Genomic DNA, 18,925 nt, shown 5'->3' with positions numbered 1-18,925 from the left:
AACAGAATCAGGGGGCGCTCAGGGGTTCCCCCCATGGCAGGACGGCTGCCGCTGCCGCCAGGATCGAAGCATGACGATTCCGACTGCGCCTCCGCCCCCCGCCGACCACGCCGACCACGCCGTCGGCTCCGCGGGTCCGGTCGCCCCTCACGGCGCCGAGCGCTTCCTCCTCTGGGTCGCCGGTCTCGGCGTCGCCCGCTCGGACGGCTGGCTCGGCGGCATCGCGGCCGGCATCGCGGCGCGGCTGCGCATCGATCCGCTGATCGTGCGCGGCGTGCTCGTGGTCGCGGCACTGTTCGGTCTGCCCGTGATCTTCCTCTACGCCCTCGCCTGGGCCCTGTTGCCCGATATCGACGGACGGGTCCACCTCCGCGATCTGCTGCGGCAGGACTACCAGCCCGTGCAGCTCGGCATCCTCGGGATGGCGATCGTCGGGCTCATCCCGACGGCGCCGCTCACCGGCCGACTGTTCGGTTTCGGCTACGAGAGCTGGTCGGCGCTGGCGCTGTTCGGCTGGATCGTCGGTCTCGTCATCGTGGGCGGCCTGCTCTTCCTGATCGTGCGTGCTGCAAGCCGCACCCCGGGTGCTTCCGCGCCTGATCTGCCGATGGCTTCCGCAGATCAGGCGGCCCCGGCCGCGTCCGTCCCCCTCGGCGGTTCGGGTACCGCCGAGGGGGCGGACGCCACATCCGCATTCTCATCCGTCCCTGCCTCCGCGGTCGGGCCGACGGCCGACGTCGAGGGATCGATCCCTCCCCCGCCTCCGGCACCGCTGCCCGCCGGCGTCCAAGACCCGGCAGACGTGGCCGCGTGGCGTGTCCAGCACGCGGCGTGGAAGGAGCAGGACCAGGCCTGGCGCCGTCAGCAGCAGGACGCCGAGCGCGCAGTCAGGGACCAGCTGCGCCGTGAGCGTCAGGCGGAAGCCGCGGTGTTCGCCGCGGAGGCCGCCGAGCGCCGCCGCATCCGCCGGGCCTCGAACCCTCGCGCCGGCTTCGCGATCGTCGCATCCGTGATCGGTCTCGCCATCGTGACGGGGGCCGCGGTCGGGCTCTGGAGCGGCGCAGACGGCACGGGCGGCGCGCTCGGCCTGCTGTCCGCGGCACTGGTGCTGGCACTCGGGATGATCGTGGCCGGTGCGTTCCGCCGGCGGAGCGGCTTCCTCGCCTTCACGACCGTGCTCACCCTGGCGGGCGGGCTCGTGGCCGGCGGCTTCTCCGCCTTCTCGGACGTGACCCTGGGCTGGGCGTCGATCTCCAACAACGAGGCCGCACAGGTGCGTCAGCCCTTCGGAGACCTCTCGGTCACCCTCAACCAGCACGACGACGGCCCGCGCCCGATCGTGATCGAGAAGGGCACCGGCAGCACCTGGATCTCCGTCGACCCCGGTGTGCAGCTCGACCTGCGCGCCACGGTGGGCACGGCGACCGTGGAGTGGCACCGCGTGGAAGCCGACACCGGCATGATCATCGACAGCGGAACCTGGACACCCACCGAGCGGGGCGGCGATTCGGTCGTCTCCGAGAGCATCGGCGCGGAGAACGCGCCGACGACCACCGTGCAGCGCGTGACGATCGATCAGCGCAACGGCGACATCTCGATCACCGTCATCGAGCCCGAGAAGGAAGACGAACGATGAGCACCTCGACCCCCCTCGCCGCGACGACCGGCCCCGCACCTGCCGCTGACTCGACGATCACGCGCCCCCGCACCCGATGGGCGGCCATCATCTGGGGCGCCCTGTTCGCCGCGGTGGCAGCGGGCGCGCTCTGGCTGCTCTCCGCTGACGACCGTCGCGCGGGCGTCGCCGACTGGACGACGTCTCTGAGTCCGACCACGATGAGCGCCCTGCTGATCCTGACCGTCGGCGTGCTGCTGCTCGTCGCCGGCGCTTCCGCCCTGGTCCGCCGGGCGCAGCGCGGGATCGCGGCCCGCAGCGAGCAGCATCCGCTCGGCCACGTTCCCGCCGAGTAGCCGCCATCGCGCTGCATCTCTGCGGCCATCTCGACGTTCTGCGGCCGCATTCTGCGGAATCGGCCGCAGGACTCGCGGATGGCCGCCTTCGTGCACCCAGCCGGGCCGTCTCGCCGCCGGGTACCCTGGACCCCATGGCGAAGCAGGCACGACGACCCGGCCGCGGAACCGGCAAGCCGACGCCCGTGCGGCGGAACAAGGCCGCCCCCGCCGAGCGGTTCCCGCCGCCGAAGCCCCCGCGCAAGACCGCGAGGACGGAGCAGAAGGTCGTCTTCGACGCCCCGTCGGCCGAGTCCGATGAGCCGCGCACGTTCCGTCTCGGCGTCGTCCCCGGCGCGACTCCCGGCAAGTGGATCGACGCATGGAAGCAGCGGATGCCGCAGGTTCCGCTCGAGGTCGTCCCGATCGACGTCGCCGGGCAGCGCGCCGCGATCGACGACCTCGACGCGGGCCTCGTGCGGCTCCCTCTCACCGACCCGTCTCTGCACATCATCCCCCTCTACGACGAGGTCCCCGTCGTGGTCGCCGCCGCCGATTCGCACCTCATGGCCGTCGACGAGCTCACGGCGACCGATCTGGAGGGCGAGGTCCTGATCCCCCTGACCGACGACGTGCTCGGCCCGCTCGATCTTCCGGGCACCCGTCCGGCGACGTTCGCACCGCTGCCGACGGACGAGGCGATCGCCACCGCGGCATCCGGGGTCGGCATCCTGATCGTGCCGATGTCGCTGGCGCGCATGCACCACCGCAAGGATGCCGACCACCGGCGTCTGGTCGACGGCCCGCTGTCGACCGTGGCCCTGGTCTGGCCGCGCGATCGCACCACGCCGGATGTGGACACGTTCGTCGGGATCGTGCGCGGACGAACCGCGAATTCCTCCCGGTGACGTCGGCGGCGGGCACACCACCGCGCGATCGTTAGAATCTCCTGATGGCCTCGCTTCTCTACGTGTGCGTGCGACCCGAGACCGGGGCGGCGGATGCCGAGCACGCCTCGTTCCGGCGGGCGCTCGGAGCCGACGTGGTCGACCGCCTCGATCTGCTCCAGGAGCCCCTCGACCCGGCGCGCCTGCGTGGCTACCGCGGCCTGGTCGTCGGCGGGTCCCCGTTCAACGTGACGGACGACGCGAAGTCTCCGGTGCAGCGGCGGGTCGAGGCGAATCTCGAGGCGCTCGCGCACTCGGCCATCGCCGGCGAGATCGCGGTGTTCTTCACCTGCTTCAGCATCGGCGTCGTCACACGGATGCTGGGCGGCGAGGTCGTCACGGACAGGCCCGAATCGGCCAGTGCCGCCGTCATCGACACCACTCCCGAAGGCGCGGCAGACCCGATCTTCGGGCCCAGCGGGCACGCCCTGACCGTGTTCACGGCGCACAAGGAGAGCGCGGCGAGCACTCCGCCCGGAGCCGTGCTGCTCGCGACGAACGAGGTCTGCCCCGTGCAGGCGTACCGCGTCGGCACGCATCTGTACGCCGCGCAGTTCCATCCGGAGCCCACGCCGCGCGACTTCGCCGACCGCATGACGTTCTACCGCACGACCGGCTACTTCGACCCCGACGAGTTCGATCGGGTGCAGGGTCAGGTGCTCGCGGCATCCGTCACCGAGGGCGCAGCCCTCCTCCGACGGTTCGCCGAGACCTTCGCCTAGTCGACGCCTCCGCGCAGCAGGGGCACCCGTTCGCGCAGGTATGCGTCCAACGGCATGAATCCGCCGGCGGCGCTCCAGCGCACCGAGGGAACTCCGTCGATCAGCGCGAGCGGACCGGATGCCCCTCCGGCATCCACCGCGTCCACGTCGATCACGCTCCAGCCGACGTGCACGACATCGCCCTCGGCGAATCCGCCGCGCAGCGCCTCCGCCCGCCGCTCCGCCCGCGCCCGCGCCGACTCGGCGGTGTAGCCACGGCGTCCGGGGTCGGCCGCCCGCAGCACCTCGGCGGTCGCCAGAGCGTGCGTCTCGGTCAGGAGCAGAGCGCCCAGGTGCCAGGCCTCGCCGACACGCACGATGCGCCGGCCGCGCCAGCGGGACTCGCGCTCTTCACCGAGCCCCTCCTTCGGCGCGCCGGTGAGCTCCTGCACGGCCTGCGTGAGCAGTGCGCTCGTCGTCGTCACCGCTCCAGAGTAGCGACCGGGCTCGCGCGATTAGCCCGAGGGTGTGCATCCACGGCAGAATCGATGCACACCCTCGAGGAGTCTCCATGTCTCAGCCCGATACCGCCCGCCTCCTGATCGCCTGCGACGACCAGCCCGGCATCGTCGCAGCGGTGGCCGGCGTGCTCGCGCGGCACGGCGCGAACATCATCTCGCTCGACCAGCACTCGACGGACTCGGAGGGCGGGCGCTTCTTCCAGCGCACGGTGATCCACCTCGACGGACTGGCGGCTGCACGTCCTGCCCTGGAGGCCGACATCGCCGTGGTCGCCGAGCGCTTCGGCATGGAGTGGTCGCTCCACGACGTCGCCCGCCGCAAGCGGGTCGCGATCTTCGTCTCGAAGTACGACCACTGCCTGATGGAGCTGCTGTGGCGCACGCAGCGCGGGCAGCTCGACATCGACATCACGATGGTCGTCTCGAACCACCCGGACCTCGCCGAGTCGGTGCGCTCCTTCGGCGTGCCGTTCGTGCACATCCCCTCGGGCGACAAGGAGCTCATGGAGCAGCGCCAGCTCGAGCTGCTGCAGGGCAACGTCGACCTGGTCGTGCTCGCACGCTACATGCAGATCCTCACCGACGACTTCATCGAGCGGCTCGGTGCTCCGGTCATCAACATCCACCACTCCTTCCTGCCTGCCTTCATCGGCGCCAACCCGTACGCGCGGGCGAAGGATCGCGGCGTGAAGCTGATCGGCGCGACCGCGCACTACGCGACGGCCGACCTCGACGAGGGACCCATCATCGAGCAGGACGTCACGCGCGTGACGCACTCGGAGTCCGCGGCTCAGCTGCAGAGCCGCGGCGCCGACGTCGAGCGCCAGGTGCTCGCCCGCGCCGTGCAGTGGCACGCCGAGGACCGCGTGATCGTGCACGGCAAGTCCACCGTCATCCTCTGACGCGGCGGACCCCCAGTCGGCTGCCTGTTCCGGTCGCGATCTCTGCCGCCCCTGCCCGTTCCGGTCGCAGTTCTGGCCGCCTCGGCGCCGCGCAGGCGGCATGGAGTGCGACCGGAACACCGGATGCCGGCGGTCAGCGCCCGCCGGGCACCCCCGCCACGAGCTCCGCGAAGACCTCGGCCGCCGTGTCGAAGCGGATCAGCGGCGCGACCTGCCCCATCCAGAGGCCCTGCAGCTCGCCGAGGCCCTGCTGATTGGCCGCGGTCCGGAAGCGGCCGGTCAGCCAGTTCTGCATCGGGAAGGGCGCGATGGTGCCGCTCGCCTCGATCGCGCGCACGACCCTGTTGCGTGCCCCGCGCGCGAGCCGACCGCTCATCGCCCGGGTGAGCACGGTCTCGTCGGCGGCGGTGGCGCGGATCGCCGCCCGGTGCGCATCCGTCGTCGCGGACTCCTCTGTGGCCAGGAACGCCGTGCCGACCTGTACGCCCGAAGCGCCGAGTGCGAGGGCCGCCGCGACGCCGCGCCGGTCCGCGATGCCGCCCGCCGCGATCACCGGCACGTCCACCGCGTCGACGACCTGCGGGATGAGCGCGAAGGTCCCGACCAGCGAGTCCTCGGCAGGACGCAGGAACGAGACCCGGTGCCCCGCGGCCTCCATCCCGGTCGCGACGATCGCGTCGACGCCGCCCTCCGCGAGCGCGACGGCCTCGGCGACCGTGGTCGCCGTTCCCACCACGCGGATGCCGCGCCGACGGGCCTCATCGACAAGCTCGGCCGACGGCACGCCGAACACGACGCTGAGCACCGCCGGCGAGATCTCCCAGATCGCCTCGAGCTGCTCGTCGAGCGACGGCAGGTATTGTTCGGGCCGCGCGGGCACCTCGACGCCGACCGCCTCATAGAACGGCTCCAGCGCCTGGGCGAAGATCGTGTGCTGCGGATTGGGCGCGACCTCGTCGCCGGTGGGGAGCCAGATGTTGACCCCGAACGGCCGCTCGGTCGCGGCGCGCAGCTCGGCGCCGGTCGCGCGGATGCGGTCACCGTCGTAGCCGTACAGGCCGAACTGGCCGAAGCCGCCCGCCTCGCTCACGGCCGCGGTCAGCCCGACGGAGGAGAGCCCGCCGTACGGACCGAGGAAGATCGGATGCTCGATCCCGAGCAGCGCGCGAAGGTCACTCATGCTTCGAGCCTCCCACCTCGTTTTCGAATCGCGCAACCGGTCGCCGGTGCTACCCTCGCTGGAGGAAGGGAGAGCGCGCATGAGCGAGTGGTTCGGGCAGATGCTGAGCATCCTCGCGACCGCGCTCGGGCTCGTCTCGATGCCGGATGCCGCGGCCCTCGGTCTCGCCGTCGCCCTTCTCGCCGTGACCGCTCTCACGCTCGCCGTCGTGCTGAGCGTGCGCCCGGTGACCGGGGCCGACGAGCCGCATCCGCTGCGCGCCATCGACGTCGGCACCCTCCTCGCGCAGAGCGATCCGGATGCCGCGGGCCATCCCCGCCCGCGGGCGCCGGGAGTCGCGACCGCCGCGTAGTCCGTTCACTCGGGACAACGCGGCCTTCGCCGACCCTTCCCGACGTCTCGAACGGACACCTCCATGGACCCCTATGCCCTTCCCCCCTCGCCGCCCTCCTGAACGCCGCCTACGGCGCCCTGGTCGGCCTCTCCACGCTCCTCGAACCCCTCGCCGGGGCATCCGCCGCGGCCCTCGCCGTCGTCCTCGTCACGCTGCTCGTGCGGGCGCTGCTCATCCCGGTCGGCATCTCGCAGGCCAAGTCCGAGCAGACCCGATCCCGCCTCGCCCCGAAGCTGCGCGAGCTGCAGCGCCGCCACAAGAAGAACCCGGAGCGCCTGCAGAAGGAGACGCTCGCGCTGTATCGCGAGGAGAACACCTCCCCCTTCGCCGGCATGCTGCCGGTGCTCGCGCAGGCTCCGGTCATCGGCATTCTCTACACGCTGTTCATCCGGACCGATATCGCCGGGCACGCCAACGATCTGCTCGCCCACGATCTGCTCGGCGCTCCGCTCGGCACGAGCCTCGTGTCGGCGATCTTCGGCGGCACCGCGACCGCCTCGACGTGGCTCGTCTTCGGCGCGCTGCTCCTCGTGATGATCGCGGTCGCGGAGGTCACCCGTCGCGTCTTCCGCCCGACGCCCGTCGAAGGAGACGATTCGCCGATGAACTCGCCGACGATGCTGCGGATCGCGTCGGCGCTGCACTACCTGACCGCCGTGTTCGCGGTGTTCGTCCCGCTCGCCGCGGCCCTGTATCTCACGGTGACGGTCATCTGGACGCTGGTGCAGCGCGTGATCTTGCGGCGCCGGTTCCCGCTGGCGGTCCCCGTGCGGGCATGACGCCTCACGCGCGAGACGGCGGATCAGTCGGGCAGCGGGATCGGTGCCGTGAACGGGCCCGACGCGCCGTCTCCGCGGCGTCCCCCACGCGCACCGAGCGTGGTGCCGACGCTGGCCGCGATGACGAGCACGACCGCCAGCAGCCGGAGAGGGGTCGCGTCCTGGCCGAGGATCAGCCATCCCGCCAGCGTCGCGAACGCCGGCTCGAGGCTCAGCAGTACGCCGAACACCCGCTGCGGCAGGCGTCGGAGCGCCGCGAGCTCGAAGCTGTAGGGGATGACCGATGCGAGCACCGCGGTGACCGCTGCGAGCAGGAGCAGCTGCAGGTCGGCGGCCACCACGGGCACGGTCGGAACACCGACCGGGAGCAGCAGCACGGCCGCCACGACGAGCCCCATCGCCAGTCCGCTGTTGCCGGGGATGAGCGCGCCGACGCGCGCGCCCAGCCGGATGTACATCATCCAGAAGCCGGCCGCGATGAGGACGAGGACGACGCCGAGCGGGTCGAGCGCTTCCGCGCCGACGAGTCCGTCGATCCCCAGCAGCACCATGCCGAGGAGCGCGACCCCCACCCAGGCGGCATCCGCGAGTCGCCTGGTCAGCACGGCGGCGAGCACGAGCGGCCCGAGGAACTCGATCGCGACCGCTGGACCCAGGGGGATGCGGTCGATCGCCGCGTAGAAGAAGCCGTTCACCCCCGCCAGCGACACCCCGAAGAGGATCACCGTCAGCCATTGGCTCCGCGTCCATCGGCCGGGCCGTGGCCGCACGATGACGACCAGGAGGAGGGCGGCGATCGCGATGCGGAGCGAGGTGACGCCCCACGGCCCGAGCGCCGGGAAGAGCTGGGACGCGACCGCCGCGCCGAACGGCAGGGAGAGGCAGGACCCGACGACGAGCGCGACCCCCACGAGGGGACCGGATGCCGCGGGCTTCTGCACCCGTCCAGCCTAGGCGCGATCGCCGCGACGGCCGCGTCGTGTCGGTGGTTCGTCCCGCGTCAGAGCGCCTTTCCGCCGGTCACCGCGATCACCGCTCCGGTGACGTACGACGATTCCGTCGACGCGAGATGCACGTAGGTGCCGGCGAGCTCCGCCGGCTGTCCGGCGCGTCCGAGCGGGGTGTCGGCACCGAACGTCGCGAGGCGCTCGGCATCCCATCCGGTGGCGGGGATCAGCGGCGTCCAGATCGGGCCGGGAGCGACGGCGTTGACGCGGATGCCGCGCGGCCCCGCTTCCTCCGCGAGCGCGGTGACGAAGGCGACCTGGGCGGCCTTGGTCATGGCGTAGTCGATGAGGCCAGGTGAGGGCTGCGACGACTGGATCGACGACGTCACGATGATGCTCGCCCCCGGCTCGAGGTCGGGGTAGGCCGCACGCGCCGTGAACACGAGTCCGGCCAGGTTCGTGTCGAAGACGCGGCGCATCCGCTCGGTGGAGAGGGTCTCGAACCCGTCAATGTCGTGCTGGTACGCGGCATTCAGCACCAGCACGTCGAGGCCGCCGAACTCGCGGCGCGTCTGAGCGACGATATCCGTGGCGAACGTCTCGTCGCGCACGTCGCCGGCGAGGCTGAGGCCCTGGCGTCCGGCTTCCCGGACGAGGGCGAGCGTCGCGTCGGCGTCGGCCTGCTCCTCGGGCATATGCGCGATCGCGACGTCGGCGCCCTCGCGGGCGAAGGCGATCGCGACGGCCCGTCCGATGCCGGAGTCGCCGCCGGTGATCAGCGCGCGGCGCCCTTCGAGCCGGCCGTGCCCGACGTAGCTCTCCTCGCCGTGATCGGGCGTCGGTGTCGTGCGGTCCGTGAGACCCGGCTGGTCCTGCTGCTGCGCCGGGAATCCCTCTTCACGGTGGGCGTGCCGGGGGTCGGATGTGCTGTCGGCCATGCTGGCTCCTCGTCTGCTCGGCGTGTGCTCGAGCAGGCGTGGCCCGAGCGTCAGCGACGAGCCTCCCCGACGGCAGGCATCGCGGGCAGGGGGTTGACAGCGGAGACCGCCGGACGGAAAGTGCCCGCTAGACCGGGGCGCTGACCGGTGCGTCTCCCGAACCCGACGCTTCGCCCGTGTCGGAGGGTTCGGGCACGAGGTACAGCCCGCTGGGGGCGTTCGCCGTGAAGGCGAGCGCTTCGATCCAGGCGCGGTTGATGGAGGGCTGACGGCTGCCGAAGTACTTGAAGACCAGCGAGCTGCTGGGCTGGATCCAGACGGTGGTCCGCCCGCCGCCGACGCTCGCGTCCTCGCGCCAGCTGAACGGGAACGGCTCCCCACGACGCAGCTTGGCCGTGATGACGAGCTGCAGGTGCGTGAGAGCGCGATCCTCGATCTCGGTCTTCACGCCGCCCTCGTAGACGAACTTGCCCATGTTCTCCTCGGTTCTCGGATGCGGCGGCCCGACGAGCCTTGTCCGATTCATCCCCGTCTGCGTAGCGTAGGGCCTATGGGCATCCTGTACTACGGTGACGCGAGGAATCCTATCCAGATCGACGATCTGGTGCTGGCACACCTCAAGGTGGTGATCGCGACCAAGCTGCGTCGGAATGAGAGCTTCACCCTATCGTGGCGGCATCCCGACGGTGACCCCGAGGGTCGTTCGACGATCTGGCTCCACCCGTCCATCCCCCTGCGTTTCACGTTCGAAGATCCCGTGGTTCCGGAACTGCAGCCGGAGTGGATCACGGCGATGGCGACGTCGGCGAACTCCAGCGGCGGCATCACCCTGCTCACCGCCGACATGATCCCGAAGGACGAGACGGACGAGGCGGTCGAGACCGACGAGACCGACGCGACCGACGCTTCGTGAGAGGGAAGTCAACCCCCTCACGCAGAACCATGAGCGCCGCCTAGCTTTGTGAGACCGACCCGAGGAGGCCACCGCCATGAACGCACGACACATCGACGACCGCCCCGACGAGGGCTACACGCCGACGACCACGCATGCGGAATGGGGTGCCGGCAACCCGCTCCTGCGCATCACGCGCGACGATGAGCGATCGGAGTTCGCTCTCGAGGCCGACGTCGTGCGCATCGGCTCCGCCGAGGGCAACGAGCTGCGGCTGGCCGACACGGATCCCGTGCACGCCACGATCACGCACGACGAGCGCGACGAATACGTCCTGACGCTCCACGGCGAGGGCGAGATGAACGCGAACCCCAGCGCGGATGCCACCCACGACGGCGACGCCACCGAGACCCTGCGCACCGGAGCACGGTTCACCGCCGGGCCGTGGACCCTTGTCTTCGCGCGCGAGGAGTTCGCCGATCACGGACGCCCCTTCGGCGGCCGCAAGGGCGGCGAGTACTCCGACCAGCCGCTGCAGCCCCCGCGTCCGGACTACGCGGCAGGTGAGGCGCCCCAGTCGGCCACCGAGCCGCTGCCGGAGGATGCCGCGTCCACCGACGCCCCGCAGTCCAACGAGCCGCAGTCCGCGCCGGACCGGGGCATCTGACCGGGAGGACCGGTGAACGACGGGAACGGATCCGCAGACGTCACGCGGCTCGGTGAACGCGCCGAGGCCCAGGGCCTGCGTGTGAGCGTCGCGGAATCCCTCACGTCCGGCCGACTCGCGAACGCGGTCGGTGCCGGGCCCGATGCCTCGCAGTGGTTCGCCGGCGGGATCGTGGCCTATCTCACCGACGTGAAGGAGCGGGTCCTCGGGCTGGCACCGGGAACGGATCCGTGCTCCGCCGCAGCCGCCGAGCAGCTGGCCGTCGGAGCCCGTGAGCTCTTCGACGCTGACATCTGCGTCTCGACGACGGGTGTGGGCGGTCCCGGCCCGGAGGGCGGACATCCGGCCGGCACCGTCTACCTCGGCTGGGCGACCTCCGACGGGGTCGGGCATCGCCGCCTCGCCCTCGACGGCGACCCCGAGGACATCATCGAGGCGACCGTCGAGGCCGCGATCCGGATGCTCTCGTTCCACGCCGACGGCCTGGAGCCCGCACGTCCGGGGCACGAGATCGAGGGCGATGGCCCCGCTTGACCCGCCGGGCTCAGGGCTCCCTGACTCAGCGTCCCGGCACGAGTCCGATGCGCAGCGGCGCCTCGGGCCCCGCGGCCTCGACGAGCGCCTCGTCGATGTCCAGCAGCGAACGGACAGACCCGACCGCGTCGGCGAACGGATAGGCGCGGCCGCGACCGGCGAGGAACGCCACCGCCTCCGCCAGCTCCGTACCGGTGTAGTTGTGGATGCCGGCGACGGTGACCATGCGGCGCACGACGCTCTCGGCGTCGAACGGCACGGGATCGGCGGGGAACACGCTGCCCACGAGCACCACGGTGCCGCCGACCGCGACCCCGTCGAGCGCGTCGACCACCGCGTGCCCCGACGCCTCGATGACGACATCGGGCTCCCGCGAGAGGTCGCCGGCACCGAAACGTGCGGCCAGGGCCCGGCGCGCCGGGTTCGGATCGAGCACCTCGACCTCAGCCCCGTGCTCCGCCGCGATGGCCGCGGCGGACAGACCGACGAGACCCGCTCCGTGGATGCGCACGGCCGCGCCGTCGAGTTCGTGGTCTCGGGCCGCGCGCGACATCGCCGCCCACGCCGTCGCCGTCGCGCAGGACGCCGGAGCGAGGACGGATGCCGGCAGCGCCTCCGGCACGCGCACGATGGCGGTGCCCTCGCGGAGCTGCACGTGGGTTCCGAACGCTCCCGTGAGGTCGCCGTGCGCGCCGACGCGGTCGTGGCCGTACTTGCCCAGGGTCCGGCATTTCTGCGGCATCCCGTGCAGGCAGCGATCGCAGCTCCGGCAGGAGACCGTCACGGACCAGACCACGCGGTCGCCGATGCGGAGCGGGGTGCCGTCGACCGCGTTCGCCCCGGAATCACCGGTCGCGATCACGCGCCCCACGCTCTCATGCCCGAGCACGAGCGGGGTCGGGGCCGACCTCCGCCCCTGCACGGTGTGCACGTCGGAGCCGCAGATGGTGGACATCTCGACCGCGACCAGCACGTCGCCGTCGGCGAGGGCGACGCCCGGCACCGCGATCGTCTCGTGCGGATGCCCCTCGCCGATCCACACCATCGCGGTGGCCGCGGGGCGCAGGGCGACGTCGCGCCGGTGGCCGGGCGGACGGATCAGCAGAGTGCCCATGTCGCGCCGCGTCTCAGGAGGCCGGGACCGCGCGCAGCAGTCCGCGATCGGCGAGCACGTCGCGGAGGTCGGTGACGTCGTCGAGCACGGCATCCGCTCGCGCGCCCTCGAGTGCGGCCCGGTCGTGGGCGCCGCTGAGGACACCGGCGACGAAGCCCGCCCCCGCACGGAGTCCGGACTCGACGTCGCTGACGGTGTCGCCCGCGACGCCGACCGCCGCGACGGAGGACGTCTGCGTGCGGAGCAGAGCGGTGAGCACCAGGTCGGGGGCAGGGCGGCCGCGGCCGGCGTCGATCGGTGAGAGCACCAGGTCGACGAGTCCGTGCCAGCCGAGCCCGTCGATCAGCGCGTCGCGGGTGACCGGCGCGAAGCCCGTGGTCAGCACGACCGTGAGTCCGGCGTCCTTGAGCCCCTGGATCGCATCGGCCGCACCGGGGATCTCCGTGACGCCCTGCTCGGCGACGATCTCGGCGTACGCCCCCTCGAAGGCGGCGGTGGCGCGCTGGGCCGCCTCGACGTCGCCGCCGGCGAGGTGGGTGAAGACATCGATCTTGGACTGGCCCATGGTCACGCGGACGTGATCGAGTGCCTCGGCCCACGGCATCCGGTCGGCGACGCCGGTGCGCTCGGCCGCGCGCTGGAAGGCCTGCTCCACGACGCCGTCGTCGAGCACCGTGGTTCCTGCCATGTCGAGGACGAGGAGTTCGAGAGGAGTGGTCATGATGTTCCTTCCATTGCGGGTGCCCACCCGAAGGCGGCGGTGAGATTCTCTTCGGCGAGCCCCAGACCCGTGGTCATTCCGATGCCGGTGGTCGCGGCGAGCACCAGCGCGCCCTCATCGCCCCGTTCGATGAGGAACTCCTGCGAGCCCTTCGCGTAGACGCCCTGCCAGCGCTCGAGCACGCGCGGCGTCGGCATGTCGAACAGCGCCTCGGCCTCGGCGAGGAACGCCGTGAACGCGGCCTCCGGCTGGAACGGCGCCGGCGAGGTCGCTGTCGCATGGGAGTCGCCGATGATGAGCGAGCCGTCCGGCAACTGGGTGTACATCTGATTCAGATCGAGGGCGGCGAGGTCAGGGCGCTCGGCGTGCAGTCGCTCGCGGAGCGCGTCGGCCTCCGGCCCGTCGAACCGCCCGTAGCGCACCAGCGACCAGCCGGTGAAGAGGGGGGCCGCGAGCGGATGCCGGAACGTCACGGCCGCACGCATCATGTCGAGCGCGCAGCGGACGACGCCGTGGCGCTCGGCGACCTCGGGGAGCAGCTGGTCGATGTCGTGATTCACGGCGACGACCACGTTCGCGCAGCGGAGGGTGCCGCGCGTCGTGTCGACGCGACCGGCTCCCAGCGCGGTGACTCCCGTGCGGAACCGGAACTCCACGCCCAGCGCCGCGAGGTGGCGCACGATGGCTGCGGCCGCAGTGCGCGGGTCGGTCTGCAGGTCGGTCTCGATGTGCGCGCCGCCGAGGAGTCCCTCGCGCCGCAGCGGTGCGTGGCGGAGGAGCTCGTCCGCCTCCAGCATCCGGATGCCGCCGAGCCGGGCGGCCGCCTCGAGCACGGCGATCTCGTCGTCGTGGCGGGCGGCGACCAGCGTGCCCGATTCGCGCAGCCAGAACCCGGCGTCCTGGGAGAGACGGAGCCAGAGCTCGCGGGAGGCGTCGGCGTAGCGCCGGGCCTCTCCGCTCTGCGCCCCGATGCAGAGGTGCCCGAAGTTGCGGATCGTGGCTCCGGTCACGGCATCCGCACGGTCGACGACGATGACGCGAAGGCCGCGTCGGACCGCCGCGTACGCGGCGCCGAGTCCGACGATGCCGGAGCCCACGACCACGAGGTCGGCTGTGTCCTGTGCGCCGTTCATCGGAACACCTTCCGCATCCACATGGCGAGGCCCTCGACGACGAGCACGGTGGCGAGGATCATCAGCACGATCGCGGTCACGGTCTCGTACCGCGACCCCTGGCTGGCGTTCAGCAGGTAGTAGCCCACGCCGCCGCCGCCGACGATGCCGAGGATCGTCGCCGCGCGGATGTTGGTGTCGAGCATGTAGAAGCTGTGGCCGATCAGCGCCTGCATCCCCTGCGGCACCGTGGCCGACGTGTAGGTCTGCAGACGGGTGGCGCCCACGGCGCGCAATGCGCGCTCCGGTCCGCGGTCGACCTCTTCGAAGGAGTCCGCGATGAGCTTGCCGAGCAGACCGATGCCGCCGATCGCGAGCGCGATGACACCGGCCTGCGGGCCCAGCCCCGTCACCACCACGAGCACGATCGCGAGGATCAGCTCGGGGATGCCGCGGATGCCGACGAGCAGGAACCGTGCGACGCCGCGCGCTCCGGAACTCGGTGCGACGTTGCTCGCCGCGAGCGAGCCGAGGATGACGGAGGGAAGCAGGGTCAGCACGGTCGCTGCGAGTGCGATCGCGACGGTGTCGCGCATCGCCTCGAACATGACGGTCGCGTCGTAGCTGCCGAAGGAGGGCGGCCAGAACTTCGCGGCGACCTCGGGGAGCTTGCCCCAGAAGGTGAAGAAGTCGAGCCAGTTGATCTGGCTCACCACGACGCTGCCGACCACGATGAGCACGGCGACGATGCCGGCGATCGCGTGCTGCACGCGCTGCGCCGTCCACGGGCGGCGCACGGCCGTCGCGGGGCTGGCGGCCCAGGTCGGGCGGGTGGTCGTCGGCTCGGCGCTGCGCCCGCGGAGTCGCGGGTGGACGATGCGGTCCATCCACGAGCGGGTCTGCTTCTGCTGGCCGAGCATCGCGCCGCGCACCATGCTGGAGACGATCTCCATCACGATGCAGAGGACGAAGATGACCAGGGCGATGCCGAGGCCCTTGCCGTAGTTGAGCGCCTTGAAGGCGTACGACATCTCGAGTCCGAGGCCGGCCACGCCGACGTAGCCGAGCACGACGCTGCCGCGCAGGTTGATGTCGTTGCGGTGCAGCACCGTGGCCACCCAGCTGGGCAGCACCTGGGGCAGGATGCCGGAGGTGAACTCCTGCATCTTCGAGCCGCCGGCGGCGCGGATCGCGAGGCGCGGCCCCTCGTCGATCTGCTCGATCGCATCGGCGAACATCTTCGAGATCATGCCGATCGAGTGGATGCCGATGGCCAGGATGCCGGGGAGCGTGCCGAGCGAGAACATGAGGACGAAGGCCATCGCGAGGACGACGTCCGGAAGCGCGCGGGTGAGCACGCCGATGAAGCGGGCGGCCGCACGCCATCCGTTGCCGGGGGTGGTGTTGGAAGCGGCGAGGTAGGCGATCGGCACCGAGAGCACGGCGGCGAGCAGCGTGCCGACGAGCACGAGGCCGACGGTCAGCGCGATCAGCCAGGCGAGGTCACCGGCCTCGGGGAACGACAGGCCGCCGACGCGGGCCATGAAGTTCTCGGCGTTGCCCCAGCTCTGCACCATCGCGGGGATCGAGATGCCGACCTCGTTCACGGCGAGGATGCCGACCACGAGGAGCGCGAGCAGCGTCAGCGACGCCGCGATGCGCTCCGGGGAGAGCGGGCGCCGCGGTGCGCGCGCGGCGACCCCACCCGGGGCCCCGGGACCTCCGGAGTGGGTCGCTGACCCTGCCCCCTGGGTTCCTGAGCCTGTCGAAGGGCGCACGACCGTCATGACGCAGCCACCTGCGACGCGGCTTCGGCGAGTTCCATCGTGACGGCGGCGATCTCGGCGGTCGTCGTCGCTACGCGGCCGTAGATCTCCATGACCTCGGTCTTGGTGAGGTCGGTGGTCGGCATGTCGAGCACGATCTCGCCGTGCCGGAGGCCGACGATGCGGTCGGCCCAGGAGATCGCGAGATCGACCTGGTGCAGGCTGCAGACGACCGTGAGCCCCTCGTCGGCGGCGATCTCGCGGATCAGCGCCATGACCTGGTCGCTCGATTCCGGGTCGAGCGAGGCGACGGGCTCGTCGGCGAGCAGGATGTCGGGCTTCTGCATGAGGGCACGGGCGATGGCCACGCGCTGCTGCTGTCCGCCGGAGAGGGTGTCGCTGCGCTGATACGCGCGGTCGAGCAAGCCCACGCGATCGAGGTGCTCGAGGGCGGTGAGCTTCGCGGCCTTCGAGTAGCCCCAGAGGCCGAGGCGCGGACCGCGCACCCCCGAGAGGGATCCGGTGAGCACGTTCTCCAGCACCGTGAGCGAGGGCACGAGCTCGAACTGCTGGAAGATGAAGCCCACCCGGCTGCGCAGGTTCCGCAGCGCCCGGCCCTTCAGCGCCGGCACCTGCTGACCGAGTACCTCGACCGACCCGGCGGTCGGGAGCTCCAGGCCGTCGAGATGGCGGAGCAGCGTCGACTTGCCGGACCCGCTGAGGCCGAGAAGCACGACGATCTCGCCGCGGGAGACCTGCAGAGAGGCGCCCTTCAGCGCGGTGGTGGACCCGAAGGTCTTCGTCACGCCCTCGAGGCGGATGAGGGCATCGGATGCCGCGTTCATGGGTTCTCCTGGTGAGATCGAGCGAGAGGTGGATGGCCCTTCGACAGGCTCAGGGACCCAATGGGTCGCTGAGCCTGTCGAAGCGCACGGTCAAGCGGGCTCGGGGCGTCAGCCCTGGCACTGCTCCGCTTCGGTTTCCTTGCAGATGTCGCGGATGAGGTCGTAGTACGCGTCGTCGACCGGCTTCGTGGCGTAGAAGACGCTGCGGAACGAGTCGGAGTCGGCGCTGTCGATGCCGGCAGCGATGATGTCGTCGATCGTGATCTCGGCGAGGCCGTCGACCAGCTTCTGGGAGACCTCCTCGGGGAGCGTCGACGAGAAGACCAGCGGGGCACCGGGGACCATGGTCTCGTCGATGACCTTCACGGCGTCCGACTTCTCGACCTCGGAGTCCTCGGCGAAGCCGGCCTCGCACTCGACGCCCTCACCGGTCTTCGTCACGCTGACGTCGTGCTTGCCGGCGAACACCGGCGTGATGTCGGTCTTCGGGTCGATGCCGGCCTTGAGCAGATTGTACGAGGGGAAGAGGTAGCCCGACGTCGAGGACGGGTCGACGAAGCAGACCTTCTTGCCCTTGAAGTCGGCGATGCTGGAGATGTCGCTGTCCTTGGGGACGATCGCCTGCGAGTAGTACCCGGGCTCCTGGCCCTCGTCCGTGACGATGGAGGAGATGGGCGTGAGCTTGGCGCCGTTGTTCGTGGCGGTGACGTAGGTGAAGCCGGAGAACGACGCGACGTCGACCTTGCCGGCGACCGCGGCCTCGATCAGGGCGGCGTAGTCGGTGGACTCGTGGTACTCGACCGTCTTGCCGGTGATCTCGGCGATGTAGTCCATCAGCGGCTGGTAGTTGGTCTCGGTGTCGACCGAGTCGGGGACGACGCCGAAGACGAGGGTGTTCTCGTCGACCGCGAAGCTGGTCGTCGACGACGACTCGTCGGCTCCGGGGGTGCCGGTGGCCTCGGCCGCGCCGGAACAGGCGGCGAGACCGAGGGCGAGGATCGCCGCGCCGGCGAGGGCGGGGAGAGCGCGAAGCTTCATGAGGACCTTTCAGGGTGGGAGGGGTGATCCACGGAAGACTCTCGCACGCACTCGGTCGAGATATATACCTAACTTGGAAGAGTTCAACGGGCGTTTACCCGCCATTCGCCTGAGTGAACTCTGACGGAACGAGGTGCCGCTCTCCGAGGTGATCAAGTAATGTACCTATGTGGCTGAAGCTGTGTACACCCAGATCGCGGACGACCTCCGCGACCAGATCGCCGCGGGCGCGCTGCGCCCGGGCGATGACGTTCCGACCGAGGCCGAGCTCGCGGAGAAGTGGCACACCTCGCGCGGCCCCATCCGCAATGCGCTGGCCGCGCTGCGCGGTGAGGGCCTGATCGAGACGAGCCGCGGACGACCGGCGCGCGTGGTCGCGCGGAAGGCAAACCAGGCCGTCGACGTCTCGGTACCGTTCACGCGATGGGCGCGGGAGCTCGGCGTCTCCCCCGGTGCGCAGACGCAGGAGCTGAGTCTGCGGCGCGCCGGCGACCTCGCCGCCGCATTGGGCGTGGAGCCCGATGACACGATCGTCAGCGTCGTCCGCCTCCGACTGCTCGACGGGCGTCCGACGATGCTGGAGCGCCTGGCCTACACCGAGGTCGCGGGTCGGCGGCTCTTCGAGGTCGACCTCGATGAGGTCTCGATCACGGAGCACCTGGCGTCGGTCGGGCATCCGATCGTGAGCCTGCAGCACGTGATCGACGCCGTGGCGGCGGATGACCAGGACGCCGTGCTGCTGCGGGTGCCCCGAGGCACACCGATCCTGCGGCTCAGCCGCACATCGCGGGATTCCGAGGGCCGGATCTTCGAGGCGTCGGAGGACAGGTACCTCAGCGAGGTCGTGCGGTTCACCGTCGCGGCATCCGGGATCTCGAACGACGGTCACTACATGCGGGCCGTGGGCGGCTAGAGGCGCACGCGCCGCATCGGCAGTTCCATCCCGACGTCGGACGCGACGAAGTCACGATGTCCGG

22 protein-coding genes are annotated in these 18,925 nt (G+C 71.2%); 11 read left to right on the top strand and 11 right to left on the bottom strand.

The window, feature by feature from the left end:
- Positions 1-70: 70 nt before the first annotated feature.
- From ABS642_RS19210 to ABS642_RS19195, 4 genes are all read left to right on the top strand, one after another.
- Complete coding sequence (locus tag ABS642_RS19210) at positions 71-1,636, top strand: PspC domain-containing protein (protein ID WP_350351397.1); 1,566 nt, start codon at positions 71-73, stop codon at positions 1,634-1,636.
- Positions 1,633-1,971, top strand: coding sequence for a hypothetical protein (locus ABS642_RS19205; RefSeq protein WP_350351396.1), 339 nt, complete (start codon positions 1,633-1,635; stop codon positions 1,969-1,971). Before ABS642_RS19210 ends, ABS642_RS19205 begins: the two co-directional genes overlap by 4 nt.
- A gap of 134 nt (positions 1,972-2,105) precedes the next feature.
- Positions 2,106-2,858, top strand: coding sequence for a substrate-binding domain-containing protein (locus tag ABS642_RS19200; RefSeq protein ID WP_350351395.1), 753 nt, complete (start codon positions 2,106-2,108; stop codon positions 2,856-2,858).
- A gap of 44 nt (positions 2,859-2,902) precedes the next feature.
- Positions 2,903-3,619, top strand: a complete 717-nt coding sequence (locus ABS642_RS19195; protein ID WP_350351394.1) for a GMP synthase — start codon at positions 2,903-2,905, stop codon at positions 3,617-3,619.
- Here ABS642_RS19195 and ABS642_RS19190 read toward each other — a convergent pair.
- Positions 3,616-4,083 carry a glutaminase gene (locus tag ABS642_RS19190; protein WP_350351393.1) on the bottom strand — a complete coding sequence of 156 codons (468 nt, stop codon included), beginning with the start codon at positions 4,081-4,083 and terminating at the stop codon, positions 3,616-3,618. The genes ABS642_RS19195 and ABS642_RS19190 overlap by 4 nt on opposite strands.
- Positions 4,084-4,169: 86 nt before the next feature.
- Between ABS642_RS19190 and purU the strand changes: the two genes are divergently transcribed.
- Complete coding sequence (gene purU / locus ABS642_RS19185) at positions 4,170-5,021, top strand: formyltetrahydrofolate deformylase (RefSeq protein ID WP_282216139.1); 852 nt, start codon at positions 4,170-4,172, stop codon at positions 5,019-5,021.
- 133 nt (positions 5,022-5,154) lie between these two features.
- On the opposite strand, the gene ABS642_RS19180 is transcribed toward purU, so the two are convergent.
- The gene (locus ABS642_RS19180) at positions 5,155-6,201 is read right to left on the bottom strand and encodes a DUF561 domain-containing protein (protein WP_350351392.1); all 1,047 of its coding nucleotides are present in this window, start codon (positions 6,199-6,201) and stop codon (positions 5,155-5,157) included.
- 79 nt (positions 6,202-6,280) lie between these two features.
- On the opposite strand from ABS642_RS19180, the gene ABS642_RS19175 reads away from it, so the two are divergent.
- The gene (locus ABS642_RS19175) at positions 6,281-6,553 is read left to right on the top strand and encodes a DUF6412 domain-containing protein (protein WP_350351391.1); all 273 of its coding nucleotides are present in this window, start codon (positions 6,281-6,283) and stop codon (positions 6,551-6,553) included.
- Between the two features lie 200 nt (positions 6,554-6,753).
- Positions 6,754-7,374: a membrane protein insertase YidC gene (yidC, locus tag ABS642_RS19170; RefSeq protein WP_350351390.1), complete on the top strand. Its 621-nt coding sequence runs from the start codon at positions 6,754-6,756 to the stop codon at positions 7,372-7,374.
- A gap of 23 nt (positions 7,375-7,397) precedes the next feature.
- Here yidC and ABS642_RS19165 read toward each other — a convergent pair whose 3' ends face one another.
- The 3 genes from ABS642_RS19165 to ABS642_RS19155 all read right to left on the bottom strand — a co-directional run bounded on the left by ABS642_RS19165 (position 7,398) and on the right by ABS642_RS19155 (position 9,734).
- Positions 7,398-8,315 (bottom strand): EamA family transporter, encoded by a 918-nt coding sequence (locus ABS642_RS19165; protein WP_282216135.1) that lies wholly within the window; start codon positions 8,313-8,315, stop codon positions 7,398-7,400.
- A 59-nt stretch (positions 8,316-8,374) separates the two neighbouring features.
- Complete coding sequence (locus tag ABS642_RS19160) at positions 8,375-9,259, bottom strand: SDR family oxidoreductase (protein ID WP_350351389.1); 885 nt, start codon at positions 9,257-9,259, stop codon at positions 8,375-8,377.
- A 127-nt stretch (positions 9,260-9,386) separates the two neighbouring features.
- On the bottom strand, positions 9,387-9,734 hold the full coding sequence (locus tag ABS642_RS19155; protein ID WP_282217448.1) for an ATP-dependent DNA ligase: 348 nt from the start codon (positions 9,732-9,734) through the stop codon (positions 9,387-9,389).
- 75 nt (positions 9,735-9,809) lie between these two features.
- Between ABS642_RS19155 and ABS642_RS19150 the strand changes: the two genes are divergently transcribed.
- The 3 genes from ABS642_RS19150 to ABS642_RS19140 all read left to right on the top strand — a co-directional run bounded on the left by ABS642_RS19150 (position 9,810) and on the right by ABS642_RS19140 (position 11,352).
- On the top strand, positions 9,810-10,172 hold the full coding sequence (locus tag ABS642_RS19150; RefSeq protein ID WP_350351388.1) for a hypothetical protein: 363 nt from the start codon (positions 9,810-9,812) through the stop codon (positions 10,170-10,172).
- A gap of 76 nt (positions 10,173-10,248) precedes the next feature.
- On the top strand, positions 10,249-10,818 hold the full coding sequence (locus tag ABS642_RS19145; protein ID WP_282216132.1) for an FHA domain-containing protein: 570 nt from the start codon (positions 10,249-10,251) through the stop codon (positions 10,816-10,818).
- A 12-nt stretch (positions 10,819-10,830) separates the two neighbouring features.
- Positions 10,831-11,352 (top strand): CinA family protein, encoded by a 522-nt coding sequence (locus ABS642_RS19140; RefSeq protein ID WP_350351387.1) that lies wholly within the window; start codon positions 10,831-10,833, stop codon positions 11,350-11,352.
- A 25-nt stretch (positions 11,353-11,377) separates the two neighbouring features.
- On the opposite strand, the gene ABS642_RS19135 is transcribed toward ABS642_RS19140, so the two are convergent.
- The 6 genes from ABS642_RS19135 to ABS642_RS19110 form a co-directional block, all read right to left on the bottom strand.
- Positions 11,378-12,466, bottom strand: coding sequence for an alcohol dehydrogenase catalytic domain-containing protein (locus ABS642_RS19135; RefSeq protein WP_350351386.1), 1,089 nt, complete (start codon positions 12,464-12,466; stop codon positions 11,378-11,380).
- A 13-nt stretch (positions 12,467-12,479) separates the two neighbouring features.
- Positions 12,480-13,187, bottom strand: a complete 708-nt coding sequence (locus ABS642_RS19130) for an HAD family hydrolase (protein WP_350351385.1) — start codon at positions 13,185-13,187, stop codon at positions 12,480-12,482.
- Positions 13,184-14,320 (bottom strand): TIGR03364 family FAD-dependent oxidoreductase, encoded by a 1,137-nt coding sequence (locus tag ABS642_RS19125; RefSeq protein WP_350351384.1) that lies wholly within the window; start codon positions 14,318-14,320, stop codon positions 13,184-13,186. Before ABS642_RS19125 ends, ABS642_RS19130 begins: the two co-directional genes overlap by 4 nt.
- Positions 14,317-16,086, bottom strand: coding sequence for a phosphonate ABC transporter, permease protein PhnE (phnE, locus tag ABS642_RS19120; protein WP_350351383.1), 1,770 nt, complete (start codon positions 16,084-16,086; stop codon positions 14,317-14,319). The genes ABS642_RS19125 and phnE overlap by 4 nt, the downstream gene beginning before the upstream one ends.
- The gene (gene phnC, locus ABS642_RS19115) at positions 16,083-16,910 is read right to left on the bottom strand and encodes a phosphonate ABC transporter ATP-binding protein (protein ID WP_350351382.1); all 828 of its coding nucleotides are present in this window, start codon (positions 16,908-16,910) and stop codon (positions 16,083-16,085) included. The genes phnE and phnC overlap by 4 nt, the downstream gene beginning before the upstream one ends.
- 108 nt (positions 16,911-17,018) lie before the next feature.
- Entirely contained in the window at positions 17,019-17,948 is a 930-nt protein-coding gene (locus ABS642_RS19110) for a phosphate/phosphite/phosphonate ABC transporter substrate-binding protein (RefSeq protein WP_350351381.1), read from the bottom strand.
- A 169-nt stretch (positions 17,949-18,117) separates the two neighbouring features.
- Here ABS642_RS19110 and ABS642_RS19105 point away from each other — a divergent pair, with 169 nt between their 5' ends.
- On the top strand, positions 18,118-18,861 hold the full coding sequence (locus ABS642_RS19105) for a GntR family transcriptional regulator (RefSeq protein ID WP_282216125.1): 744 nt from the start codon (positions 18,118-18,120) through the stop codon (positions 18,859-18,861).
- Positions 18,862-18,925: the final 64 nt, after the last annotated feature.

Source organism: Microbacterium sp. A8/3-1 (assembly GCF_040267695.1).
Lineage (GTDB): Bacteria > Actinomycetota > Actinomycetes > Actinomycetales > Microbacteriaceae > Microbacterium > Microbacterium luteolum.
The sequence above is the reverse complement of the archived record's forward strand: the minus strand, read 5'-3'. Positions and strand labels throughout refer to the sequence as shown.